This window comes from Nesterenkonia rhizosphaerae (assembly GCF_039544555.1).
Classification (GTDB): domain Bacteria; phylum Actinomycetota; class Actinomycetes; order Actinomycetales; family Micrococcaceae; genus Nesterenkonia; species Nesterenkonia rhizosphaerae.
Window position 1 is genome coordinate 377,625 of record NZ_BAABLW010000002.1, and the last position, 25,290, is coordinate 402,914.

Here is a 25,290-nt window from a genome sequence, read left to right on the forward strand (position 1 = left end):
CTCTCGTACAATCCCGCCCCTGATCCCATCCGTTGTTGCGGATTAGGGGCGATTCTGGCCCATTAGCGCCACAACAGGTGGGATGACGTCGTCGTGGTGGCCTGCTTTCCCATGCGTTGTGGCGACTGCGATGGGCACTAGCGGGGCATAGAGTCTGCCGAGCCCGGGTGCCAAGTGTTTTCCACAGGTCCGAACACCCTATGGCCGAGCCTCTTGGCCTCCGGGCAGGATTGAGTGATGGACGCTCGGCGATTCACTCTGCTGACGGCGACTGGCATCGGCAACAGCTCTTCTCGTTACGCCCTCAGGCGCGCGGCCGGGCGGGGCCGACTGTTGAGAATCCGCCAGGGGGTCTATATCTCCGCCGTGGACTGGCAGGAGGCTCGGGCTTGGGAACGGTACCGGATCAGTGCTGCGGCGATCGCAATACAAGCACCTGACACCATATTCTGCCGGCAAACAGCCCTGACCCTGCGCGAACTGCCGCTGCTCTCAGTACCGCGGGAGATCTTCCGCCGAACCTTCCATAAGAGCCAGGTAGGCCGTCTCGATGCTGAAGAATTGGCGGATGGGAGCCGTTTCTGGCCGGTGCGCTGGGTTCAGGTTCCGGCGCCACGGGGTATGTCTCGTCAGGATGCCGATGCTGCATACTCCGACGGATCCATAGCGGTGCCGGTTGAGACTCTCGAGTTGAAGGATGTCCTCGATGCCGCGGGGAAAGCGGTGCGAGTCCGTTTGGAAGGCCTCAGCTTGGCCGTGGCCGATACGATGCGCTGCCTGAGCTCCGAGGAGTCCGTTGTCGTGATGGATGCGGTGCTGGCAGGCCGGTACGCGGGCGCCATGAACAGTGATCGGACCTCCGGAATGAAGGTGTCGCAGCTGGATTCTGGCGCAGATTTTCTGCGTTCTGCTGCGCAGCGTCAGCAGTGGCGGTGGATCAGGGAGTTCGGCAGCAGCCGGTCCGAAAGTCCGGGGGAATCGCGTTCCCGCGCGTTGATGCACCAGCTTGGCTTCGCGATTCCTGATCTTCAGGTGTCTGTTCGGCTTCCTGGGGGACGAGTTGTCCGCCCGGATTTTCACTGGCCGGGTACCGGGGTTATCGGCGAGTTCGACGGCAGGGTGAAGTATTCGCGGGCTCAGGACCTTGCGGGCATTGACACGAACGAGCTGCTGTATCAGGAGAAACTCCGTGAGGATCAGCTGCGTTCGCTGGGATATCGCATGGTGCGGTGGGGCTGGACAGAACTAAACGATCCAGACCGATTCGCGCAGCTGCTGCTCAGCGCCGGTGTTCCCCGTGCCACGTGGTAGCGGTTGATGGGAACCTCGGGGGTGTGCGGATACGTAGGGTGCTGGTCGGTATACCAGGGCTTACCCGCCACCACCGCCGCAACAATCGGTGGGATCCACCTCCGAGGAGGTTTTGCCATCCCACCCTTTGTTGCAGATTTAGGGCTCCTCGGCTCGATTCCCGCCACAACGGGTGGGAATTCGGTTCTGGAGTTCGGCGCTGGGTCAGCGCGGCCGAGTAGCGGCGACGCTGCGGGCCTGGGCGGTGAGCTCGGAGAGTCCCAGTGCTGTGAGTCCTGGTGCGGCACTGTCGCCCAGGGCCTCGCCGTATTTCTTCGCTACTGCCGTGCCGATCAGGAAGTCTGCGATGGCCGGATTCTTCGGCAGCAGCGAACCGTGCAGGTAACTGCCGATCACGTTGCGGTATCGAGCGCCCTCGTGAGGGTCCTTCTCGTTATTGCCTTCGCCGGTGCGCACGGTGGCCAGCGGTTTCACGCCCTCGCCGAGGTAGGTCTGGCCGGAGTGGTTCTCATAACCCAGGATCTGGCCGAACTCCTCGGATTCAGAGACCACATTGCCGATGAGCCGGTTGTCGGTGCCATAGGTGGTGATGTCCAGCAGCCCGATGCCCTGGATGCGGTGTCCTTCGCGGGTTTCGAAGTAGTGGCCGAAGAGCTGGTAGAGACCACAGATCATCAGCATCGGCGCATCGTTCTCCGCCAGTGCATGAAGCTTCTCGCTGATCCCCAGTAAGTCTTGCTGGATACGGTCCTGACCGGAATCCTGGCCCCCGCCGCCGACGACGACGTCGACCTCTTCGGGGAACTCATCCCCGGGGTCATAGGAGTGCATCACCGGCTGGTACCCATACCAGGTCAGCCGTTGCTTGAGCACCAGGGCATTGCCGAAGTCCCCGTAGATATTCATATCCCTCGGGTACAGCTGAAGCACATGGACGGGCTTGGGGGTGCTGGTGGTGCTCATCAGAATCCCTCTACCTCGGTATAGGCGCTTAAGTGCTTGCGCAGCGCGAGCATTGCTGTGTAGGTGCAGAAGATGCGCTTGGGCTCTTCAGGGTGGGCGGCTAGGAAAGCCTCCAGGGCCGATTTCAGATTCGGCTCAAGGGCGGTCACATCGACGTCGTCGTAGGCTAGGCGCAGGCCCATGTCATAGGCACGCACCCCAGAGACCATCTTGACCCCTCCGGCAGCCAGGGAGTCGAAGGAGACATCCCACAGCCAACTCATATCCCGGCCGTCGGCATAGTTGTCATTGATGGCGATCATGGTGGCCACACCCTCTGCCGAGAAGCTGCTCAGCCCCAGTCGGAAACCGGCGGGGTTCTTCACCAGCACCAGGTCTAGTGGTTGCCCACCCACGGTGAGCGACTCTCCGCGGCCGAATGCCGGGGCCACCTGTGCCAGTGAGCTGATCAGGGCGTCGTCGTTGATATCAGCACCCAGGACCTGGCGGACCAGCGCCAATGCGGCTGCCGCGTTATAGGTGTTGTAGGCGCCGTTGACGGTCAGCTCGGTGGTGATGTCCTTGCTGCCCAGCCGGAAGCTTCCCCCGCGATCTTGCAGGCCGGTCAGCAGCACATCGGCCTCGGGCAGCTCTTCTGCTGGAGTGGAGATCAACCCGGTGCCTGCAGGCTCGACAGGCTCATTGTCCGGGGTCTCCCCGCCCGCGCCGTCAGGCACGCCACTAGCACTGTCTTCAGGTGTGATGGCCGGCGCCGCTGCGTCCGGCCGAGAGCGTGGCGGGGTCTCCCCGCCTGCGGAATCAGCACTGTGCATCTCGTCGTCGGAGGGGAAGAGTTTGCGCAACTCCGGGGCAAGGCCGAAGTAGCGAATCTGCTGGCTGTGCAGGGAGTCAGCGATCGCACGTACCCGGGCATCTTCACGGTTGAGCACCACGCCCTTTGTGGTGTGCTCGGCGATAGTGCGCAGCAGCCCTGCGGTAGCGTCGATTTCCCCGAAACGATCCAGCTGGTCCCGCATCACGTTCAGCAGCAGCGAGTAGTCGGGGTTGACTGCGCGCACAAAGTGCACCGCGTGGGCCTCATCCAGCTCCAGGACTGCGATATCAGCATCCAGTCGGCCGGTGAAGCTTGCTTCCCCCAGTACTGAGGCCACCACTCCTCGGGTGAAGTTGGAGCCAGAGGAGTTGGTGAAGACCTTAAGTCCCTGTCCGCGCAGCAGCTCAACCACCATTTTGGTGGTGGTGGTCTTGCCGTTAGTGCCTGAGACCACGACGACGCCGCGGGGCAGCTTGGCCAGAGCGCGGGCCAGGAACTGGGGGTCCAGCTTCTCTACCAGAAGTCCGGGGAAGGCAGAGCCGGAGCCTCCGCGCAGCCTGGTCAGGCCGCGGGCAGCTCTACCGATCGCTACTGAAAGCGGTGCGGGTGGGCGAATCACTGCGTGCTATCCCTCGTCCTGGTTGTTGCCGTTGCCGTTACCGTTGCCGCGGTTCCCGTTACCGCCGTTGCCGCCGCCGTTGCCGTTACCGCCACCGCCGTTACCGCCACCGCCGTTACCGTTTCCGTTACCGTTGCCCCCGCCATTGCCGTTGGACTCTTCCTCCTCATCGGAGGTGGGCTCATCGGTGGGTTCTTCGGTGGCGTCAGGATCTTCGTCCTCTTCGTCTTCTTCCTCATCTTCGTCCGGGAAGGATTCCTGGCTGACGGCGTGGATGATGAGCGTGGCGTCATTGGGGATGCTCTCCCCGTCCTGAATCTCCTGGCCGTCAACGGTGAGTTCGAAGACTTCTCCGGCGAAGTACCCTTCGGGATCGCTGAGCTCTTCCCACTCCAGCTGGTAGTTGATGCCTTCCTCATTCAGGATCGTCTCGACGTCGCTGCGCCACGCGCCCACCAGCCCGGTGGGCAGCTGGCGCATACCAGTGGAGAGCAGCAGGTCGACTGTGGAACCGGGCTCCACCTCAGTACCGGCCTCAGGAGTAGTGCTGATCAGCGTGCCCTCGGGTAGGGAGTCATGATCCTCTTCGCTGATCTCGCCGATTTCCAGACCGATGTCCTCAAGAGTCGCCCGCACAGACTCCTCAGTTTCGCCCTGCAGACCATCTGGGACTCGCACATTCTCCTGCCCGGAGGAGATATAGAGGATCACTGTGCTCTGCGGTTCCACATCAGATCCGGCCTCAGGGTCAGTGCCGATGGCGTGTTCTGCGGCGATCTCTGCATGGGCCTGAAGCTCAATCTCGGGCCTAAGGTTCATATCCGTCAGCTCTGCGACGGCTTCAGAACGAGTCATGCCCTCGATATCCGGAATCTCCACGGTGGCCGAGCCGTCCAGCATTCTGCTCAGGCCCCATGCTCCGGCCGCCAGAAGGAGGACGCCCAGGATGATCCAGAAGAACACCAAGCCACCACGACGACGCCGCCGCGGCTGGCGGTAGTCGTCGTAGTAGTCGTCAATATCAGGGTCTTCGGGTGTGCGAGCTGAAAGCTGCGGTCCTGCTGCGGCGGGAGTGACGAGATCATCAAAGCTGCTGCGCGCACCGACAGCGGGCATGGCGGCTGTGGGGGCGTCATCTACGGGGATTCCGTAGAGCGCATTCTGCAGGGCCTGGTTGAACTCCTCCGCGGACTGGAAGCGCAGTGCAGGGTCCTTGATCAGGGCCTTGGCGACTACTGACTCCATGGCGGGGGCCACGCGGTTATTAAAGTCGCTGACCATGGGCGGTTCTTCGCGCACATGCTGGTAGGCCACCGAGACCGGGGACTCCCCGGTGAAGGGCGGACGGTTGGTGAGCAGCTCGAAGAGCACGCAGCCCGCTGAGTAGAGATCGCTGCGGTGATCCACCACTTCACCCCGGGCCTGTTCGGGGGAGAGGTACTGAGCTGTGCCCACTACCGCAGAGGTCTGGGTCATGGTCTGCGCGGAGTCTGCTACTGCCCGGGCAATGCCGAAGTCCATCACCTTCACGTCGCCGGTATTGGAGACCATCACATTAGAGGGCTTGATGTCACGGTGGACTATCCCCTTGGCATGGCTGTAGCTCAGCGCTGAGAGGATTCCGGACATGTATCCGGCAGCCTCCTGCTCGGTGAGCGGCCGGCCCAGGGCGTGGTCGATCTTCTCCCGCAGCGGCGCAGAAATATGCGGGGCTTCAGGAGCATCATCCTCGGTCACTCCGAGCACATCAGAGCCGGTGATGGAGCGGGTTCCAGCGGTCTGGTCGCGGTTGATGGGTACGGTGGCGCCGTCGGCGTCCTGACCTTCAGGCGCGGGGGGATTCTCGCCGGTGGGCTCGGCGGAGGGAGTGCCGTGCAGAATATGCCGCAGGGTCACGCCGTCGACGTGTTCCATCACGATGAACGGGGTGCGGACCTCGTGGCCGTTCTCCGGGATCTCCGCCTGACCGGTGTCATAGACGCCCACGATATTGGGGTGGTTCAGCGACGCCGAGGACTGCGCTTCGCGACGGAAACGGGTTTGGAACATCGGGTCCCGGGCCAGATCCGGGCGCAGCATCTTCACCGCCACTGTGCGGTGCAGGGAGAGATCCTGGGCGCTGTAGACATCGGCCATCCCGCCTCGCCCGATGAGCGAGATGATCCGGTAGCGTCCGTTGAGCACGCGGTCAGTGGAGTCGGTCATGAGGAAGATCCTGTGGGGAATGGGGCGAAGGCCCACTGTGCCAGTGAAGTGGTCTCACGCCCAGATGGTGCACCAGGCGCAGTGGGCGAAGGCGAGTCGGTGATAGGAGGGGAGCCCTCCGCCGCACCGGTCTCGGTCTCCCCGGGGTCCGGGTCGGTCTCCCCGGGGTCCGGTGCCGTGTCGCCGGGACCACCAGGATTGCCCGGGTTGTCGCCGTCGCCGGGATCCGTATCCTCTTCTGTCGGTGAAGCTGGCGAGGATGTGGGACTCGGCGTTGGCGTGGTGGGCTCCGGTGTCTCAGGAGGAGCCTGCTGCGTCTGGGTAGGCTGCGGGGCAGGAACCCAGGTCTGCGTCGGGGTCGGTGCCGGCGGAACGTAGTCGTCCTGGGCAGTGGAGTAATAGAGGGTCACCATGGTGCCCTCGGGTACCGCTCCCAACGGGGCGATATCCACTACTGTGCCGGCTGGCTCTGTGGCATTGGACCTGACCTGCGTGCGGACCTCAAGACCTGCCTGCTCTAAGAGCTCGGTGGCTTCTTCTACGCTCAACCCCACGAAATCCTCTGCCTCGAGGTTGATCATCTCCGGGCCCTCCGTCAGCGTCTGGGTGACGGTGGGAATAGGGGCAGGGGCTGAGGACGGTTCAGGCTCGTCCTGCTCCCCAGCCCACATCGGCAGGGCAATAGCCGCAAGCAGTGCAATCAGGACAAGCAGGATCAAGGTGATGACCGGCCAGCGCCAGCGGCCGCCCTCCTCACCATCCTCCGACGCGGAACGTGCCGAACTGTGGGCGGTCCCGGGGTCAGGCAGGGCCCCGGTGGCTGGCAGAGCAGCGGCAACAGGCTCAGGCTGTTCGGGGGTTCTGGCCGAAGGGGCGCCTCCGGCGCGGCCTTCCCCCGGTGAACCAACTCCGGAACCAGCAGCACCGGTGGCAATGACCTGGGTTGCGGTCTCATCATTGCCGCCCGAACGGGACGGCATATGCTCCAGCATCACTGGGACCGCCTCGACGGCCGAGTCCACGTCGTGGCGCAGCAGTGCCTCGGCGGCGTCGGCCATTTTCGTGGCATTGGCCGGACGCTTATCAGCGTCCTTGGCCAGCATGGACATGACCAAAGCGCGCACCGGCTCTGGAATGCTCTCCGGAAGCGGCGGCGGAGGGTCATTGACCTGTTTCAGCGCAATGGCGATCTGGGATTCCCCGGTGAAAGGTCTGGTGCCGGCAAGCGCCTCATAGCCGATCACTCCCAGCGCGTAGATATCAGAGGCACCGGTGGCGTGCTGGCCGGTGGCCTGCTCGGGTGAGAGGTACTGCACGGTGCCCATGACCTGACCGGTAGCGGTCAGCGGGACCTGATCAGCAAGGCGTGCGATGCCGAAGTCGGTGATCTTCACCCTGCGGGTAGGCGTGATCAGCAGGTTGCCTGGCTTCACATCCCGGTGCACCAAACCCTGATCATGAGCCACCTGCAGAGCCCGGCCAGTCTGGGCGAGGATGGACAGGGCCTTCTCCCAGGGGAGAGTCTTCTCCTTCTCCAGGATCACGCTCAGCGGACGCCCAGGCACCAGCTCCATCACCAGGTACCCGGAGCCAGCCTGTTCGCCATAATCGTAGATATCAGCGATTCCGGGGTGGTTCAGCAGCGCAGTATGGCGGGCCTCCGCGCGGAATCGGCGCAGGAATGCCTCATCCCCGGTGTACTCCTCTTTGAGGATCTTGATCGCGACGGTGCGGCCGAGGACCTCGTCGTCGGCCTTCCAGACTTCACCCATACCGCCGATGGCGATACGTTCGGTGAGCTTATAGCGCCCACCCATGGTGATGCCTACTGCGGGTCTCATTCTCCGATCACCGCTTCCAGCATAGCCAGCATCTGAGGGCCGGTCAGCTCATTGCCCACCCCGGGTTCCAGGCGCTCATAGACCACCGTGACGGCGTACTGCGGGTTATCCGCCGGGGCGAAACCGGTGATCCAGGAGTTCACCAGGCCGTCCTCGTCACCGATTTCTGCAGTGCCGGTCTTTGCAGCCACATCGAAGCGTGAAGACTGGGCGCGCCATCCGGTGCCGGACTCCACAGTCTCCACCATCATCTCGGTGATCTCAGCGGCGACATCCGGTGACATAACCTCATTCAACACCTCGGGGGAGGGCTGAGAAAGGACCTGCAGGTCCGTGCCGCGAATAGTGTCCACCAGTTGCGGGCGCATCAAAGTGCCCTCATTGCCGATGGCAGCGGCCAGCATGTTGATCTGCAGCGCGGTAGCGCCAACGTCCTGCTGTCCAATGGCAGACAGCGCGAGCGCGGCGTCGGAAACTTCTTCCTCGGGGAAATGCGAGGGCGTGACGTAAAGCGGAATGGTCAGTTCCTGGTTGAACCAGAAGGACTCGGCGGCCTCCAGCAGAGCCTGCTGCCCCAGGTCCATGCCAGCCTCAGCAAAGGGGGTATTGCAAGACTGGGCGAAGATCCAGCGGAACTCTGCCTCCTGGCGCTGGTAGCAGTTGCCGGTGTCCAGGTTCTCCAGTTCATTCACGGACTGCGGCAATTGAATGGAGGGCGGGTTCTCCAGCTCGGTGTCCAGGTCATAATCACCGGATTCCAGCATCGCCAGAGTGTCCACCAGCTTGAAGGTGGAGCCCGGGAAGATCCGGTTGCTGATCGGTCCCAGACTGTGCGGTGTCAGGCCCGGTGTCGCCTCGATCTCCTCAAGGTTCTGCAGGTAGTCATTTCGCGAGTGAACGGCCAACCGGTTGGTGTCGTAGCTGGGCTTGGAAGCCATGACCTTGATGTCACCGTTGGTGAGGTCGGTGACGATGATGGTGCCGCGGCGATCATCAGGGATCATGTCATAGGCCATCTGCTGCCACTGACCGTTCAGTGTGAGCTCCACCTGGGCGCCCTGCATGGACTCGCCGGTGAACAGCGCGCTGATGCGATCAAAGAACTGCGAGTCAGACTGCCCGGAGAGGTAGTCATTCAGGGCGCTCTCCAGCCCGCTGGAGCCGCCGTAAGTGGAGTAGAAGCCGGTAATGCCGCTGTAGAGCTCGGCGTCGCGATAAACCCGCTGATAGTCATAGGGGCTGTTCTCAGCCGGGACCGAGAGGGCGATAGCCTCTCCGTCCACGGTGATCGGGCCGCGCGGAGAGCCGGCACTGGCAATGATCTGGCGTGAGTTCTTCGAGTTGGCGTTCAGATCATCGGTGAGCACCACCTGGATCAGGCTGAGGGCAGCGAAAAGCGCCACAAAGAGCGTCACCGAGACGATCCAGATATGCCGGATGGCGTGATTCATCGCTCACCTCCCAGGAAATGCTCGCGGGTCTCGGCACCGGATTCAGCCGCTGGCACCTGCTGACCGGTGTCGCCCCCGCGCAGCGGATCCTCAATACCGGTGGCTCCCTCACCAGAGGTGTTGACCATCGGACCCACCACAATCGGGCGGCGCGCGTTATGCGAGATCAGCAGCACCAGCGCCACAATCAGCCAGTTGGCCAGCAGCGCTGAGCCACCGGCGGCCAGGAACGGTGTGGCCAAGCCGGTCATCGGAATGACGCGGGTAATACCGCCGACGACGACGAAGACCTGCAGCACCAGCACCACCGCAAGACCGGTGGCCAGCAGTTTGCCGAAGTGATCGCGAGTGCCGATGGCGGCGCGCATATAGCGGCTGAAGAGCATCAGGAACAGCAGCAGCATGGCTCCTAGGCCGATGAAGCCGAGCTCCTCGCCGAAGGCCGCGATAATCATGTCCGAGTTCGCCAGCGCCACCATGCTGGGGTTGCCGTTGCCCAGTCCGGTGCCGGTGAGTCCACCGTGGGCCAGCCCGAAGATGCCCTGGACCAGCTGGTGGGATCCGCCGAATTCGCGGTTGTAGATCTCATCGTCGAAGGCATTGAACCAGATTTCAAAACGCTGCCGGGCGTGGGGAACCATCTGGTAAGCCAGCACCGCGCCCAGGGCGATGAACGCACCACCGATGGCGATCCAGGAGATCCGTGAGGTGGCCACGTAGATGACCGCCACGAACAGACCGAAGAACATCAACGCGTTGCCGAGGTCGTTCTGGATGATCAGCACGCCCAGAGCCACCAGCCAAGCGATGAACAACGGCGCCAGGTCACGGGCGCGGGGGAACGTCATGGGACCGATCTTGCGTCCGGCCAACAGGATCAGGTCGCGGTTATTCGCCAGGAAGCCTGCAAAGAAGATGGCCAGGGTGATTTTGGCGATCTCACCGGGCTGGAAGCTCATCGCGCCGATAGAGACCCACACCTGGGCGCCATACATGTCCTGACCCAGGCCCGGAACAATGGGCAGCAGCAACAGCACAATGCTGGCCGCCAGCGAGATATAGGTCAGCTGGCGCAGCTTGCGGTGATCCTTCAGCCACCACAGCAGCACCACGGCAGCCACCATGGACACCCCTGTCCACATCAGCTGACGGTCCGCCACCCCGTCGAAGGCGGCGGTGAAGTCCAGGCGGTGGATCATCGCGATGCCCAGGCCGTTTAGCGTCACCACGATGGGAAGAATGAAGGGATCAGCGTATTTCGCCCGGATGCGCAGCACCACGTGGAAGCCCAAGGCCAGGGCGGCCAGGATGGAACCCTCCACCCAGTAGGGGGTGGTGAGCTCGTCGTCGAGAGCAAGTCCCACCAGCACCTGGGCGCCGATGGAGATCAGCAGAGCAAGCAGCAGCAGGACCAGCTCCACATTGCGCCGCGGTTTGGGATGATCGGCTGCGTTCACTGGTCCTCCTCCTCATTCTGCTCGGGCTCATCCGGCGCCGGGGTGGGGCTGGGAGTGCGGATAGTCCCGCGCAGGTCCTCAATGATCCGCTCAGCATGGGCGCGATCATCGGCGGGGATACCGCGGGTAACCCGGTCTCGGTGGTAGGGCGCCAGCTCATCGAGGTCGATTTCGGCGTGCTCGTCGACCTCCGAGAGACTGACTGGGCCCAGGGACTGGGAGACGCCAGTGTAGATGGCCACCTCGCCGTCGTCGGCGCCTACGTAGTACTGGGTTTGGGTCCAGATATAGCCGAGGAAGGTCACCAGGCCGACCAGCACGGCCAGCAGGGCGACGAAAGTGGGGAGGAACCAGGACCGACGACGCCGCGCGGTTTGCAGGGCGTCAAGATCGTCGTCATCCAGCTCCAGCTCGTAGTCCTCCGAATCCTCGGACTCCTCGGGGGATACCGGAGAGGGTGCGGCGGGCTCGGGAGCCGGGTCGGAGATCGGCTCAGGTTCTGCAGGAGTCTCGGTGGGTTCACCGAGCATCTCGGAATAGGTATGCCGGACCGGGCGCAGCGGCTGACCCGTCAGCAGCACGGCCATGGGGTGTTCATCCACATTGCGCGGGACCACGGGGATGGTGCCGGTTTCTGCTGCCTGGACGGCAGCGCCCACCAGGGTATGCGGGCGGACACCGAGTTTGCGGTGCACCATGGCGGCAGAGAGCGGGGAGAGTTCGTCCTCTTCGCGGTCCTGACCGGAGAGCGCCTCGGTGTTCACCACCGGAATCAGCTCCAGTTCCATAGTCTCTTCCGAGGCTGATGGCCCGTAGTCGGCGGAAGCCGCGGCCACGGCCTCCTCGCTCAGCGGCAGAGTGTCGGAATGGGAGAGATCCTCCTCATCGGCTTCGACCACTTCAAGAGCGACCACGGTGACGTTATCCGGTGCACCGCCCTCCAGCGTGAGGTTCACCAGCTGGTCAACGATCTGTTCCAGCTCGAGGTTCTGGTTGCGCATCTTCTGCTCAATCAACCGGTCAGAGACCACTGCGTTGAGACCGTCAGAGCACAGCAGCCAGCGCTCACCGGCTTCCAGCGGGAAGCTGGTGATATCAAGCTCAGGGGAGGCATCGACGTCGCCGAGCACCCGCATCAGCACGTTCTTATGCGGGTGATACTCCGCGGCTTCCGGATCCAACCGGCCTTCGTCCACCAGCCGCTGGACAAAAGTGTGGTCCTTGGAGACCTGTCGGAAGCGCCCCTTCTTCAGCCGGTAGGCGCGGGAGTCGCCGATATGAGCAAACTGCAGCCGATCCTCAGTGATCAGGGCCGCGGTGATGGTGGTGCCCATCCCGGAGAGCTTGGGGTTGGTTTTGACCAGCTTGTTCAGGAAGGCGTTGGCGGTCTGGATCTCATCAGGCAGCACAGTGTCCGGCTCAGCGAAGCCGCGGGTGTCCAGATGCGCGAGGTCAAGCACCGTGGAGGCGCTGGCGACGTCGCCTCCTGCGTGTCCACCCATACCGTCGGCGACGACGGCGAAGAAGCGCCCTGCATAGCCGGAGTCATCGTTCTTAGAACGTACTTTGCCGGCATCGGAGCGTGCGGCGAAGCGAAAGACCAGTGCCATAGGCTCAAGTCCTCAGCTCTAGGACGGTCTTGCCAATGCGGATGCGGTCTCCGGGTTCCACCGTGGAGGCGCGGGTCAGCTGCTCATCTCCGAGCCAAGTGCCATTGGTGGAGCCCAGATCCTCCAGGAACCAGCGTGAGCCCTGCGGGAAGAGTCGGGCGTGCTTGCCGGAGGCATAGTCGTCTTCGAGGACCACAGTGCATTCTTGAGCGCGGCCCAGCATGATCGGGGCGGAGCCCAGCTCCACCTCGGTGCCAACCAGCGGTCCTTCGGAGACCACCAGGCGGCGCGGCCGCGGCCGGGGAGTCTGACCGGTTTGATGCACGGTGGCCGGGGTGCCGGAGTCATGCGGGGCCGGGGCAGGGTTGTCATTGCGGCGATCCCGAGTGCGGGAACGCTTGGAGACCATCATGTCGCGGCCCTGGGCGGCGATGATGGAGAGAATGAGGATCCACAGCAGGAGTAGTAGCCCGAACTGCAGAACAGTGATGGCGAGTTCGCTCATAGATGGGCCCTCTTAGCCGAGTCGGAAGCGCAGGCGGGCATTACCCAGGGTGATCAGGGCGCCGTCGAAGATCTCGATCTCCGCATCGCGCAGTTCCTGGCCGTCCACGTAGGAGCCATTGGTGGAGCCCAGGTCTCTGGCGTACCAACGGCTGCCCTCACGGATGATCTCCAGGTGCTGCCGGGAGATGCCGGTGTCTGTGATGGTGATATCCGCACTGGAGGAGCGCCCGATCACGGTGATGTCCTGCTGCAGGCGGTGCCGCGCGCCCTCATGCTCCAGGTGCGCGGTGCGCGGTGCGCGTGGTGGTGGTGCAGAGCTGCGCATGCGTCCCGGCAGCGCCGCAGTGGCTGCTGGTCCGGCTGCAGATGAGGCTGCTGGACGCGACGGTGCTGAGGCATCCACATCCTGGTGGCTCTGGGTCTCGATGCTCATCTGTCCGCGCTTGAGCTCGGTGTTCTTCACGAATGTTGCTTTCACCGGGCCGGGCAGTGTGTAGCCCTGGGAGTCCGCGTAGCGGATGATCTCCTCGCACAGCTCCTCAGCCAGGGCCACACCGTATTTCTTGGCGTCGGTGAAGTCCTCTTCGGAGAGACGAATCTTGTACAGGTTGGGTACCAGGGACTGGCCGGACGGCACAGTGCTGGACTCACGGTCCATGTGGCGGCGTACTGCTGTGGCGATCTCCACGGGGCCGACGCTCCCTCCGCGTCCTGAGAAGGCACCGCGGACAGCTTTTTCGATCCCGCGCTCCAGAGAGTCGAGAAGTCCCACAGGCACCTCCTTATCAACGTCTTCTAAGCGATCCCCTCCGGTGCTGGAGGCTGGTCGCACTACTGGCAGTCTTGCAGGTGAGTCTACTGTGCCAGCCCGGTGATGACTGGGCAATTTTGGTGGCGCAGGGCACTTCCGGGCCGGTGAGGCGTATTCGACGCTGCCTGGTTCCCTGCATTCAGGCGCTTATTCGCCGCGGTCGTTTTGCCATCCAGTTTTCACAATGCCTGCCCGGATACGGGGTGGTAAAGCGAAAAGTGGAGGGTAAAGCGAGCTTTCACCGGTGTGCCGGCTTCGGGCAGAGGGGTGTCTCGTGGAGGTGGGCCGTCGCCAGTGGATGGCCCTCCCGGTGGACGGCCCACCCAGTGGGTTGTCCGCTCAGTGCTGAAGGTCATTCGAAATGAAGCCCTCACAGAACGTCCCGACCTCGTACTGAAAGTATTGTCGGCCCCCCTGCATAGTGATACAGTTCACACATCGTGAGAGCGCTCTCACAAAACAGTGAGAAAAATCCCGGTGAGAAGCAGGGGCCCAGCCGCTTGCCGCTCGCACCCACCTTGAGGAGACATCATGGAGACCACACCTTCATTCCACCCGTCCTCCGCTGCAGGCCCCGGCCGCAGGTCCTCAGGACGACGACGCATCACCCGCGGCACCGGCATCCTCGGTATCGCGGCCCTGGCCCTGACTGCCTGCGGCGGCTCCAGCGACGCCGAGTCCAGCAACGAAGGCGGAGACGGCGCCCCGGAGACGCTGACCGTCACCACCTTCAACGAATTCGGCTACGAAGAGCTCTTTGAGGAATACGAGGAGCTCACCGGCATCACGATCCAGCACAACAAAGTCGACACCGCGGAGAACGCCCGAGACTCGCTGCGCAACAGCCTGGGTGCCGGCTCCGGTGCCAGCGATATCGAGGCAGTCGAGGTCGACTGGCTGGTGGAGTTCATGCAGTACTCCGATCGCTTCGCCGACCTCAGTGATGCGGAGCTCGAAGACCGCTGGTTGGACTGGAAATACCAGGACGCAGTAGACGACGACGGACGGCTGATCGGCTACGGCACAGACATCGGCCCGCAGGCTCTGTGCTACCGGGCGGACCTCTTCGAAGAAGCCGGACTGCCCAGTGACCGTGAAGAGGTTGCCGCACTGCTCGAGGGTGACTGGGACAACTACTTCGAAGTGGGTCGCGAGTTCGTGGCCAACTCCGAAGCTGCCTGGTACTCCGGCTCGGACAATATCTGGCAGGGCATGATCAACCAGGTTGAGGTCCCCTATGAATCCGAGGACGGAGAGGTCATCGCTGATGAGAACTCCGAGGTGAAAGCCCTCTATGACCAGCTCCTGGAAGCCAGCGTGGACGATGAGCTCTCCGCTGGACTGGGTCAGTGGGGCGGAGACTGGACGGACTCCTTCCAACGCGATTCCTTCGCCACGATGCTCTGCCCCGGCTGGATGCTCGGTGTGATCGAAGGCAACGCTGCCGGTGTTGAAGGCTGGGATGTGGCTGATGTCTTCCCCGGTGGCGGCGGTAACTGGGGTGGGTCCTACCTGACCGTCCCCGCCCAGGGAGACAATATCGAAGCGGCCCAGGAGCTGGCAGCCTGGCTGACCGCACCTGAGCAGCAGGTCAAGGCCTTCGAAGCCATCGGTGCCTTCCCCTCCACGAACGAGGCTCTGGCATCGGATGAGATCCAGGCAGCCGCCAATGAGTTCTTCAACGACGCGCCCGTCGGTGAGATCCTGGCCAACCGTGCCGAAGCCATCGAAACCCAGCCCTATAAGGGACCCAACTATCTGCTGATCAACGTGGCCATCCAGGACGCGCTCAACCGCGTAGATGTTGACGGAGTCGACGACGCCGACAGCTCCTGGGAGAAGTTCCTCAACGATGTTCAGGCGATGAAATAGCCCATGACCGCCGTCCGTTCTGAGAAGTCTCAGACGGCGAGGTCGGCGGGCCCCGGATCCGGTGCCGCAAACGTTCGCAGCCGAAATGGCCGCGGGCCGCTGCGGCACCGGCTTTCCGCCTGGGACCGCAGGTACTCGCCGTACCTCTACATCAGCCCGTTCTTCATCCTCTTCGCCATCGTCGGGCTCTTCCCGCTCCTCTACACCATCTGGGTGGCGGCCCACGACTGGGACCTGATCATGGGCCAGGGCGAATTCATCGGTGGCGAGAACTTCGCCCATGTCCTGGGACAGCGTGCTTTCTGGGTGGCACTGCGCAACACCCTGAGCATATTCGTGCTCTCCACGGGTCCACAGGTGCTGGCAGCGATCATCATCGCCTATATGCTCGACACCCACCTGCGCGCCAGAACCTTCTGGCGCATGGGGGTGCTGCTGCCCTATGTGGTCACCCCGGTGGCCGTGGCGCTGATCTTTTCGAACCTCTTCAGCCAGCGCTTCGGCCTGGTCAACACGGTGTTGGAGAACATCGGATTCGACCCGGTGGGTTGGCAGTCCGAGGTGCTGCCCAGCCATATCGCGATTGCCACCATGGTCAACTTCCGCTGGACCGGCTACAACGCCCTGATCTTCCTCGCCGCCATGCAGGCCATTCCACGTGACCTCTATGAACAGTCAGAGATCGACGGCGCAGGCCGGGTCCGGCAGTTCCTCTCGGTCACTGTGCCCATGCTGCGGCCCACCATCATCTTCGTGGTCATCACCTCCACCATCGGCGGGCTGCAGATCTTCGACGAGCCGCGGATGTATGACCAGTACGGTCGCGGCGGCACCGATGGGCAATGGCAGACCCTGACCATCTACCTCTACGAACTCGGCTGGACCCGCTCGGACTTCGGCCTGGCCTCGGCAGTGGCGGTGCTGCTGTTCGGGCTGATTGTGGCCATCGGCATCATCAACTTCACCATTACCCGGCGGATCGCCAGTTCGGAGGCTAAGCGATGAGCACCGCAGGCCACACCATGGGCTCAGCCCCGCTAGCTCCCGTGGACGCAGCAGCGGAATCACGACGGACTCTGGGCCGCCGCTCACCGGGTCGTCGGCTCAAAGACGACCCCGCCGGCACCGGCAACGGAACTGAGAACAGCCGACGACGACGTCGCACCGGGGGCTCCCAACGCCGGCCTGGCTTTGTGGTCTACGGATGCCTGGCCGCCGTCGTGCTCGGTGGTCTCTTCCCGCTGTGGTGGAGCATCCTGATCGGCTCCCACCACGGGACCATCCTGGCCGAGACCAGCTTCCCGCTGATTCCCGGCGGGAACTTCTTCGCCAATGCTGCGGCGGTGATGGACACCGTGCCGTTCTGGCGGGCCACAGCGAACTCGATCATCGTCTCCACCGCGACTGCAACCTCAGTGGTGTTCTTCTCCACCCTCGCCGGCTACGCCTTCGCGAAACTGCGGTTCAAGGGCTCGGGGCCGCTGCTGATCTTTGTGATTGCCACTATGGCGGTGCCGACCCAGCTTGGCGTGGTGCCGCTGTACCAGGTGATGGCCACACTGGGCTGGACCGGGGAGCTGACCGCAGTGATTGTGCCCGGCCTGGTGACCGCCTTCGGGGTGTTCTGGATGACTCAGTACTTACGCTCAGCCATCCCGGATGAACTCATCGAGGCCGCCACTGTGGATGGCTGCAATATGATCCGCACCTTCATCCACGTCTGCCTGCCGGCAGCCCGGCCAGCGGCGTCGATGCTGTTCCTGTTCACCTTTGTGGCCAGCTGGACCAACTTCTTCTGGCCCTTCATTGTGCTCGGGCCGCAGAACCCCACCCTGCCAGTAGCGCTGCAGCAGCTGCAGGCCGCTCATTTCGTGGATTACTCGCTGGTGCTGACCGGCGCCACGCTGGCCACTGTGCCGCTGCTGATCCTCTTTATCTTCACGGGCCGTCAGCTCGTGTCCGGAATTATGCAAGGAGCTGTCAAAGCATGACCACCACCACTCCCACCTCCACCCAGGCCGCAGTCCAGCCGAACGCAGAAGCGCCGGTGAGCTTCCCGCCGTCGTTCCTCTGGGGCTCGGCCACTGCCGCCTACCAGGTGGAGGGTGCCTGGAACGACGACGGGCGCGGCCCCTCCATCTGGGACACCTTCTCCAAGACCCCCGGCAAGGTCTTCTCCGGTCACACCGGGGATGTGGCCTGTAACCACTACCACCGATATCGTGAGGATGTGGCGCTGATGAAGCGGCTGGGGCTGAAGGTCTACCGCTTCTCGGTGTCCTGGTCGCGGGTCATGCCCGATGGGATCAACGTCAACGAGGCCGGTCTGCATTTTTACTCGGATCTGGTCGATGAGCTGCTGGAGGCAGGCATCATCCCGTGGCTGACCCAGTACCACTGGGACCTGCCGCAGGCGCTGGAGGACCGCGGGGGATGGGCCAACCGGGAGACCGCCTTCGCCTTTGAGCGCTACGCGGTAGTGCTCCATGAGGCCCTCGGCGACCGGGTGCGGCACTGGACCACGCTGAATGAGCCCTGGTGCTCGGCGTTCCTGGGCTACGCCAATGGGCACCATGCCCCGGGCCGGACCTCACCTGAGGATGCGCTGGCGGCAGCACACCACCTGCTGTTGGGGCACGGTCTGGCAGTGCGCGCTCTGCGTGAACGGGATGCGAGCTTGGAGCTGGGACTGACCCTGAATTTCACCGACTACCAACCGGCGGATCCAGAGTCCGCAGGGGACCTTGATGCCGCTCGTCGCCTGGACGGCTCCTTCAACCGGTTCTTCGCGGACGCGATCTTCCGCGGGGCGTATCCGCAAGATGTGCTGAAGGACCAGGCTGGACTGTGGCGAGCACATCTGGTGCAGCCCGGTGATCTTGAGATCATTTCTGCGCCCATCGATGTGCTGGGTGTGAACTTCTACACCGGGGAACTTCTCACCGGTGTGGATCCGCAGCAGGCTGCGGAGGCCGCGGCCGCCGCCCGAGCCACCGGTGCGCCCAATCCGAACGTGGGCAGCGAGCATGTGAGCTCAGTGCGCCGCGGGCTGCCCCAGACCGCCATGGGCTGGGAGGTCTATCCGCAGGCGCTGAAGGACCTGCTCATCAGGCTTCACCGGGACTACACCGAGGCGGCCGGGGTAGCTCTCTATGTCACCGAAAACGGTGCCGCGTACGACGACGACGCTGATGCCTCCGGTTTTGTGCAGGATGATGAGCGCCTGGACTATATCCGCCGTCATCTGCGCGCAGTGCATGAGGCTATGGAGGGAGGCGCGGATATCCGCGGCTACTTTGTCTGGTCGCTGCTGGATAACTTCGAGTGGGCCTTCGGTTATGACAAGCGCTTCGGGATTGTGCGAGTGGACTATGAAACCCAGCAACGCACCCCTAAGGCCAGTGCGCAGTGGTATGCGGAGGTGGCGCGCACCGGCGTCGTAGGGTGACCTATAGCAGGTCCTCATCGGGGAGGGCGATCGAGACAAAGGAGAGCGGCATGTCTGCCAGGCGGCTACCCACCTTGGAAGATGTGGCCGCCAAGGCAGGTGTTTCGCGGGCGACAGCGTCTCGGGTGGTCAACGCTGATCCCCGGGTGCGCGGGGAATCCCGGCGTGCCGTGGAGGCAGCCATCCGTGAGCTGGGCTACCGGCCCAACCGTGCCGCACGGTCTCTGGTGCGCCCCGACGCGGCGTCGATCGCTGTCGTGATTCCGGAGGCGGAGGAGCGGGTCTTCACGGATCCGTTCTTCTCCGCCACTTTGGGTGCTATCTACACCAAACTTTCCGACTCTCCGGTGCAGGTTCTATTGGCGGTGGCACCACCGGGGGAGCGCGAGAAGATCGAAAGATATCTGCGCGGGGGATATACCGACGGCGCCATTGTGGTCTCGCACCACCGTGATGACGGGATCTCTGATGTGCTGCTGGAGACCCGTCTGCCTGCGGTGTATATCGGCCGTCCCTATGCCGGGGATGTGGGGCTTCCCTTTGTGGATGTGGACAATGAGGCCGGTGGGCGCATTGCCGCAGAGCATCTGCTGAGCTTGGGTCGGCGTCGTATCGGCACGATCACCGGGCCGCTGGATATGGCCTCAGGAGCGGATCGTCTGATGGGCTGGCGCCAGGCCTTGGAAGAGGCGGGGCTTGCCGCTGATTTGGTGGAGCATGGTGATTACACCGCGGCCAGTGGTGCTGAGGGTGTGAAGCGGCTGTTGGCGCGAGAGCCGGGGATGGATGCGCTGTTTGTGGCCAGTGACCTCATGGCCATTTCTGCCCTGCATGAGCTGCAGGCCCGCGGTGTGCGGATTCCGGAGGATATGGCGGTAGTCGGGTTTGATGATTCTCAGATGGCAAAGCTGACCCGTCCGCCGCTGACCACTATTCTCTCCACCGCCACCGGTCTGGCCGAGACTGCCGTGGAGATGCTCACCGCGCTGCTGCGGGGGGATCCGGTAGACCCGGTGGTGCTGCCCACAGAGCTGATCAGGCGCGGCTCAGCGTAGTGCCCGGTCGGAGTGTTGATCACATCAGGTGAATGAGGGCAGATAGCGGTGCTCGGGTAGTCGTGCCGCGGCGTCGTACGTGACCTTTTGTGAAGTTGCTTCAATTTTGAAATAAAAGTGGGGTAAGCTTGGTTCTGTACGGTGACCGCGCCGTCACACCGTGCGGAAGCTTGAAGCACCTACTTAGATCGACTTGAAGGAGATCAACATCATGGCAGCAACTCTGACTCCGGGAACCTGGACCCTCGATAACGCTCACTCGGAGATCGGTATGACCGTGCGTCACGCCGGTATCTCCAAGGTCCGCGCCGTGTTCGACGAAGCCTCCGCCACCCTGCAGGTTGCCGAGGACGGCACCAGCGACGTTAATGCCGCAGTGAAGGCTGAGTCCTTCAACTCCAAGAACGCTGACCGCGACGCCCACGTGCGCGGCGCTGACTTCCTGGACGCCGAGACACACCCGGAGCTGACCTTCGTGGCCACCGGCTTCAAGCCCGCTGGCGAAGAGTTCGAGCTGACCGGTGACCTGAGCGTCCGCGGCGTGACCAAGGAAGTGACTTTTGAGGTGGAGTTCGGCGGCCAGGCCGTTGACCCCTTCGGCGCCACCCGCGCAGGCTTCTCCGCCTCCACCGCGATCTCCCGCAAAGAGTTCGGCCTGACCTGGAACACTGCCCTGGAAGCCGGCGGCGTGCTGGTGGGCGATAAGGTCAGCATCGACCTGGAGCTGGCCTTCGTGCACCAGGGCTGAGCCCCATAAACCACAGCTGGCAGTGATCCGCGAACGTCACCGCTAAGCTGTCCCCCGCGGCTCCTGCCGCACCCAAGTAAAAGAAGGACCTCCGCGCCGGATACCTCTCCGCGGCGCGGAGGTCCTTCTTTGTGTGAGGACGGTCCCCTGCCTGAAGTGGTCAATTTGCTGCGTCTCAGGGCCGGTGGAGTGCAGCAAATTGACCATCTGAGGCTGCCGCCGCGCCACCTACGAAGTTCAGTGGCGACTTTGTCCGGCAAAACCCGGGTTCCCAGGGCCTTTTCGCGGACATATTGACCACTCGACCGCGAAGACGCCGACTAGCGGTGAATCTGCCTGAGCGGTGCCGGAATAGGTGGGAATCAGGAACGCGCCGGGGGTGACGTTCCATAAGCTGAACCTATGCACCCATATGTCATCCGCCAGCCACGGAAAGATGAGGGCAGCGCGGTCGGTCAGCTGCAGAACCGCGCCTGGGAGCAGGCCTATAGCGGGTTATTGCCCGCCCGCTTCTGGAACGCCGAGGTACTGTCTCAGCGTGAGGCGATGTGGACCCGCGGGTTCTCCACAGACACCGGTCGCGCTCAGGTTCGTGTGGCTGAGCACCAGGACGCAGCCGGCCAGAGGCAACTCATCGGCTTCGCGGCCAAGGGTCCCGTCCAGGACGACGACGTCGCCGTCTCCACCCAGCTCTACACCTGTTATGTGCTGGCCGAACACCACGGAACCGGTGCAGCAAGTCAGCTCATCACTGACCTGCTAGGGGCGGAATCTGCCTCCTTATGGGTTTTCGAAGGCAACCCGCGGGCGCGCCGCTTCTACGAGAAGCACGGCTTCACCGCAGACGGCCAAAGCTGCGACCTCGGAGAAGCAGAACAAGACGAGGAAATCCGCGGTATCAAGGAGATCCGTATGGTCCGCTCTGAGCCAGGACGGGCTCCAGTACAGTGAAGAACATGCCACGCCCCTGGACTATCCGTACCCCCACCGTGGAGGACGCCGCAGCCCTGGGACGCATGCAGAATCAGGGCTGGAAGCAGGCCTATCAGCACTTTCTCCCCGCCTGGTACTACGGCCCCGAACGCGAAGCCCAGCGCATCCAGAAATGGACCGAGCTGCTCTCCCAGGGGCTTGCCGCGGGGGAGAAGCTGCGCATCGCTGAGGACCCCGCTGGCGCCGTCGTCGGCTTCTCTCACTACGGTCCCGCACATTCTGAAGAAGATCCGTGCCCTATGGAGCTGCACAGCATCTATGTGCTGGCCTCCCACCACGGGACCGGACTGGCCGATCAGCTGCTGGAGCAGACCTTGGGCAGTGGCCCGGCATTCCTGGAGATGTTCAAGGACAACACCCGCGCTCAGCGCTACTATCTCCGGCACGGCTTCCGGGTGATCGACGGTGAATGGGATGTGGGGCAATGGCGAAATGACGACGCCGCCCGTGGCATCAAAGTCATCCGCATGATGCGCGAGGGGAAGAAGGACGCCCATGCCTGAGCTGCCCGAAGTTGAAGTGGTGCGTCGCGGCATCCAGCGCTGGGCCGCCGGCCGCACCATAAGCTCTGTGACCGTCCACGATCCACGCAGCCTGCGCCGATTCCCCGACGGCGCGGAGGCGTTTACACAGTTACTCTCTGGCCGCACCCTGGATTCCCCGCAGCGCCGCGGAAAGTACCTCTGGATCCCCTTGGCCGGGGAGGACTACGCGCTGATGATTCACCTGGGCATGAGCGGACAGGTCCTGATGGAGGACTCCAGCGCGCCGGCGGAGAAGCACCTGAAGATCACGCTGCAACTGGAAGGTGACACGGGGGAGACTTACCCAGCCGACGACGTCGACACCGTCGGCACCCAGCAGCAGGTACCGGATCAGCTGCGTTTTGTAGACCAACGAATCTTCGGCGGTATGCAACTGTCCCCGCTGATACCTATCGTGGGGGCGTTGCAGCATGATTCCGGCACGGTGCCTGAGGCAGCTGCACATATTGCTGCAGACCCGCTGGAGCCGGTGGTCACGGCCGAGACCTTCTTCCGGGCGCTGCGAAACCGCCGCTCTGGCCTGAAACGCGCCCTGCTGGATCAGACGTTGATCTCCGGGGTGGGAAATATCTATGCCGACGAGGCGCTCTGGCGCGCCACACTGCACTATGCCCGGCGCACCGAAACCATCACCCGCGCCCAGGCTCAGCTGCTGCTGAGCAGCATCCAGGACGTCATGGCGGCCGCGCTCGAGGCAGGCGGCACAAGTTTCGACTCCCTCTATGTCAACGTCAATGGTGCATCCGGCTACTTTGACCGCTCGCTTCAGTGCTACGCGCAGGCGGGAAAACCCTGCAGCCGCTGCGGAGAGATCATCCGGCGCGATAAATTCATGGGCCGCTCCTCGTACTGGTGCCCGCGCTGCCAGCCCCGCCCGCGCACTGGTCGCTGGTAGGCCGCAAGCTCCCCAGCGGTTGCGCTGGAGCACAAGCTCTCCGCAGGGGACAGCACGTTTCTAGCTCACAGGCGAGATCGACCACCATAAAGTCATCCTGGGTTTACTTTTTAGTCACTTTCGCGTCGGTTTCCTCACTCACACTGACGCGGAAGCACAGAGAGGTTCACCACACCCATGGCAATTCAGACCCAGGAGCGGCGCGCTGCGGAAGAACCGCAGACCCCGGCCGATCCGCCCACCGCCCCAGACGAGGCGGTGCTGGCAGTTGAGCGCAAACGCGCACGACGGCGCCAGAGCTCCAAGAACTGGAGCCTGTTCCTGCTCTTCGCCGGACCCAACATCCTGCTGATCCTCGCCTTCATCTACTACCCGCTGATCAGCAACATGTACTACTCCACCCTCGACTGGCGGCTGGGCTCTCCGCGCGCCACCTCGGTGGGCCTGGACAACTACATCCGCTTCTTCACCTCACCCTCCGGGGTCGAAGTCTGGCGGGTCACCGGCATCTTCACCGCCGGGGCCGTCATTGGCTCCATGGTGCTGGGTCTGCTGATCGCCCTGGTGCTGAACAAGAAGCTGCCTGGACGCACGATCGCCCGCACGGCAGTCTTCAGTCCCTATGTGCTCTCCGGTGTGGGTATCGCTCTGGTCTGGAACTTCATCTTCGACCCGGCCCGCGGTGCGCTGAGCCATATTCTCGGCTTCTTCGGGATCGCCTCCCCAGAGTGGTACTTAAACGAGGACTGGGCGTTGCTGATGGTCATCATCGTCTACGTCTGGGCCAATCTCGGTTACTGCGCAGTGGTCTTCCTGGCCGGGCTGCAGTCCATCCCGCAGGACCTCATCGAAGCTGCCACCATCGACCGGGCTGGTCCCATCCGCCGGTTCTTCAGCATCACCCTGCCACTGCTGACCCCCACCGTGTTCTTCCTGCTGGTCACCAACATCATCTTCTCGATGACGCGCGCCTTCGACATCCTGCGCACCATGACCCCCACCGGACACGGCACCAACACCATCATCTTTGAGATCTACCTGCAGAGCTTCGGTGCCTATCAGCGTGCCGGCTACTCGGCTGCCATCGCCGTCGTCCTGTTCTTCACGCTGTTCGTGATCACCGCAGTCCAGCTGCGCTTCGTGGAGAGGAAGGTGCACTACCAGTGAGCCTGACCAACACTCCCACTACTCCTGCGGCCGCCGCGCGGGCAGTCAGCCAGCCCACGCTCAAACCCCGGGCCGCCTGGCGGCGCGCCTTCGAGCCTCGTCACCTGGCCGACACCCTGCTGACCGGTTACCTGCCCATCATCATTGCGATGCTGATCATCGTGCTGCCGCTGGGCTGGATGATCTCCTCCAGCTTCAAGCCCGCCGGTGAGATCGTCACGCTGAACCCCACCCTGCTGCCTCAGGAACCCACCCTGGACAATTACGACGCCGTGGCCAGCCGGGTGCCGCTGCTGACCGTCCTGGGCAACAGCATCTACGTCACCGTCATCGGCTCCACTATCAAGGTGCTGCTGGCCATCACCACCGCCTACGCGCTGGTCTTCATTCGCGTCCCGGGCGCCAACCTGATCTTCCTGGGCATCCTGGTGGCCCTGATGGTGCCCGCCGAGGTCTCCATGCTGCCGAATTACCTGACCATCACCGGCCTGGGCGGACGCAACACGCTCTGGGGCATCATCCTGCCTGGACTCGGCACCGCCTTCGGCACCTTCTTGCTGCGCCAGCACTTCAAAGCGCTGCCCAAGGAGCTCTTCGAAGCTGCAGAGCTCGACGGCGCCGGACACTTCCGCAAGTTGTTCCAGATCGCGCTGCCGGTATCCCTGCCAGCCATCGCCACAGTGGCTCTGGTGACCGTGGTCAACGAATGGAACAGCTTCCTGTGGCCGCTGATCATCACCGATACCCCGGACAAGATGACACTGCCGGTAGGTCTGAACCTGCTGCGCTCGATCGAAACCACCACCGCCAGCTACGGCATCCTCATGGCCGGCGCGGTGCTGGTGATTGTGCCGATGCTCATAGTCTTTGCCGCCCTGCAGCGCTACATCGTGGCGGGCCTGACCCAGGGGGCCGTGAAATAGCCCCTTAGGTCAGGGTCCGGCGTCGTCGTCGGCGTTGCGACAACCTGAATCACCC

General features: G+C 63.4%; 21 protein-coding genes. 12 read left to right on the forward strand and 9 right to left on the reverse strand.

Features of this window, described 5'->3' with window-relative positions; genetic code table 11:
- Positions 1-237: 237 nt before the first annotated feature.
- Entirely contained in the window at positions 238-1,311 is a 1,074-nt protein-coding gene (locus ABEA23_RS03195; RefSeq protein WP_345476621.1) for a hypothetical protein, read from the forward strand.
- A gap of 204 nt (positions 1,312-1,515) precedes the next feature.
- Here ABEA23_RS03195 and ABEA23_RS03200 read toward each other — a convergent pair whose 3' ends face one another.
- The 9 genes from ABEA23_RS03200 to ABEA23_RS03240 are packed head-to-tail and all read right to left on the reverse strand — an operon-like array spanning position 1,516 to position 13,550.
- Positions 1,516-2,274, reverse strand: a complete 759-nt coding sequence (locus ABEA23_RS03200) for a type 1 glutamine amidotransferase (RefSeq protein WP_345476622.1) — start codon at positions 2,272-2,274, stop codon at positions 1,516-1,518.
- Positions 2,274-3,707, reverse strand: coding sequence for a MurT ligase domain-containing protein (locus ABEA23_RS03205; RefSeq protein WP_345476623.1), 1,434 nt, complete (start codon positions 3,705-3,707; stop codon positions 2,274-2,276). Before ABEA23_RS03205 ends, ABEA23_RS03200 begins: the two co-directional genes overlap by 1 nt.
- Positions 3,708-3,713: 6 nt before the next feature.
- Positions 3,714-5,912, reverse strand: coding sequence for a protein kinase domain-containing protein (locus ABEA23_RS03210; protein WP_345476624.1), 2,199 nt, complete (start codon positions 5,910-5,912; stop codon positions 3,714-3,716).
- Complete coding sequence (locus tag ABEA23_RS03215) at positions 5,909-7,753, reverse strand: protein kinase domain-containing protein (RefSeq protein WP_345476625.1); 1,845 nt, start codon at positions 7,751-7,753, stop codon at positions 5,909-5,911. Before ABEA23_RS03215 ends, ABEA23_RS03210 begins: the two co-directional genes overlap by 4 nt.
- Entirely contained in the window at positions 7,750-9,204 is a 1,455-nt protein-coding gene (locus tag ABEA23_RS03220) for a penicillin-binding transpeptidase domain-containing protein (RefSeq protein WP_345476626.1), read from the reverse strand. Before ABEA23_RS03220 ends, ABEA23_RS03215 begins: the two co-directional genes overlap by 4 nt.
- The gene (locus ABEA23_RS03225; protein ID WP_345476627.1) at positions 9,201-10,661 is read right to left on the reverse strand and encodes an FtsW/RodA/SpoVE family cell cycle protein; all 1,461 of its coding nucleotides are present in this window, start codon (positions 10,659-10,661) and stop codon (positions 9,201-9,203) included. Before ABEA23_RS03225 ends, ABEA23_RS03220 begins: the two co-directional genes overlap by 4 nt.
- Complete coding sequence (locus tag ABEA23_RS03230) at positions 10,658-12,271, reverse strand: PP2C family protein-serine/threonine phosphatase (RefSeq protein ID WP_345476628.1); 1,614 nt, start codon at positions 12,269-12,271, stop codon at positions 10,658-10,660. Before ABEA23_RS03230 ends, ABEA23_RS03225 begins: the two co-directional genes overlap by 4 nt.
- A 4-nt stretch (positions 12,272-12,275) precedes the next feature.
- Positions 12,276-12,776, reverse strand: a complete 501-nt coding sequence (locus tag ABEA23_RS03235; protein ID WP_345476629.1) for an FHA domain-containing protein FhaB/FipA — start codon at positions 12,774-12,776, stop codon at positions 12,276-12,278.
- Between the two features lie 12 nt (positions 12,777-12,788).
- On the reverse strand, positions 12,789-13,550 hold the full coding sequence (locus ABEA23_RS03240) for an FHA domain-containing protein (RefSeq protein WP_345476630.1): 762 nt from the start codon (positions 13,548-13,550) through the stop codon (positions 12,789-12,791).
- A 570-nt stretch (positions 13,551-14,120) separates the two neighbouring features.
- Between ABEA23_RS03240 and ABEA23_RS03245 the strand changes: the two genes are divergently transcribed.
- The 11 genes from ABEA23_RS03245 (at position 14,121) to ABEA23_RS03295 (ending at position 25,235) form a co-directional block, all read left to right on the forward strand.
- Entirely contained in the window at positions 14,121-15,461 is a 1,341-nt protein-coding gene (locus ABEA23_RS03245) for an ABC transporter substrate-binding protein (RefSeq protein ID WP_345476631.1), read from the forward strand.
- A gap of 3 nt (positions 15,462-15,464) precedes the next feature.
- Positions 15,465-16,466 carry a carbohydrate ABC transporter permease gene (locus ABEA23_RS03250; RefSeq protein ID WP_345476632.1) on the forward strand — a complete coding sequence of 334 codons (1,002 nt, stop codon included), beginning with the start codon at positions 15,465-15,467 and terminating at the stop codon, positions 16,464-16,466.
- Between the two features lie 17 nt (positions 16,467-16,483).
- On the forward strand, positions 16,484-17,452 hold the full coding sequence (locus ABEA23_RS03255) for a carbohydrate ABC transporter permease (RefSeq protein WP_425577102.1): 969 nt from the start codon (positions 16,484-16,486) through the stop codon (positions 17,450-17,452).
- Positions 17,449-18,909, forward strand: a complete 1,461-nt coding sequence (locus ABEA23_RS03260; RefSeq protein ID WP_345476634.1) for a GH1 family beta-glucosidase — start codon at positions 17,449-17,451, stop codon at positions 18,907-18,909. The genes ABEA23_RS03255 and ABEA23_RS03260 overlap by 4 nt, the downstream gene beginning before the upstream one ends.
- Before the next feature lie 50 nt (positions 18,910-18,959).
- Positions 18,960-19,964, forward strand: a complete 1,005-nt coding sequence (locus ABEA23_RS03265) for a LacI family DNA-binding transcriptional regulator (RefSeq protein ID WP_345476635.1) — start codon at positions 18,960-18,962, stop codon at positions 19,962-19,964.
- A gap of 211 nt (positions 19,965-20,175) precedes the next feature.
- Positions 20,176-20,712, forward strand: a complete 537-nt coding sequence (locus tag ABEA23_RS03270; protein ID WP_345476636.1) for a YceI family protein — start codon at positions 20,176-20,178, stop codon at positions 20,710-20,712.
- 402 nt (positions 20,713-21,114) lie between these two features.
- On the forward strand, positions 21,115-21,663 hold the full coding sequence (locus ABEA23_RS03275; RefSeq protein ID WP_345476637.1) for a GNAT family N-acetyltransferase: 549 nt from the start codon (positions 21,115-21,117) through the stop codon (positions 21,661-21,663).
- Between the two features lie 5 nt (positions 21,664-21,668).
- Entirely contained in the window at positions 21,669-22,208 is a 540-nt protein-coding gene (locus ABEA23_RS03280) for a GNAT family N-acetyltransferase (protein ID WP_345476638.1), read from the forward strand.
- Positions 22,201-23,145, forward strand: a complete 945-nt coding sequence (mutM, locus tag ABEA23_RS03285) for a bifunctional DNA-formamidopyrimidine glycosylase/DNA-(apurinic or apyrimidinic site) lyase (protein ID WP_345476639.1) — start codon at positions 22,201-22,203, stop codon at positions 23,143-23,145. The genes ABEA23_RS03280 and mutM overlap by 8 nt, the downstream gene beginning before the upstream one ends.
- A gap of 177 nt (positions 23,146-23,322) precedes the next feature.
- A complete protein-coding gene (locus ABEA23_RS03290; RefSeq protein WP_044495531.1) occupies positions 23,323-24,312 on the forward strand; it encodes a carbohydrate ABC transporter permease in 990 nt (329 codons plus the stop codon).
- Positions 24,309-25,235 (forward strand): carbohydrate ABC transporter permease, encoded by a 927-nt coding sequence (locus ABEA23_RS03295; RefSeq protein WP_425577097.1) that lies wholly within the window; start codon positions 24,309-24,311, stop codon positions 25,233-25,235. Before ABEA23_RS03290 ends, ABEA23_RS03295 begins: the two co-directional genes overlap by 4 nt.
- Positions 25,236-25,290: the final 55 nt, after the last annotated feature.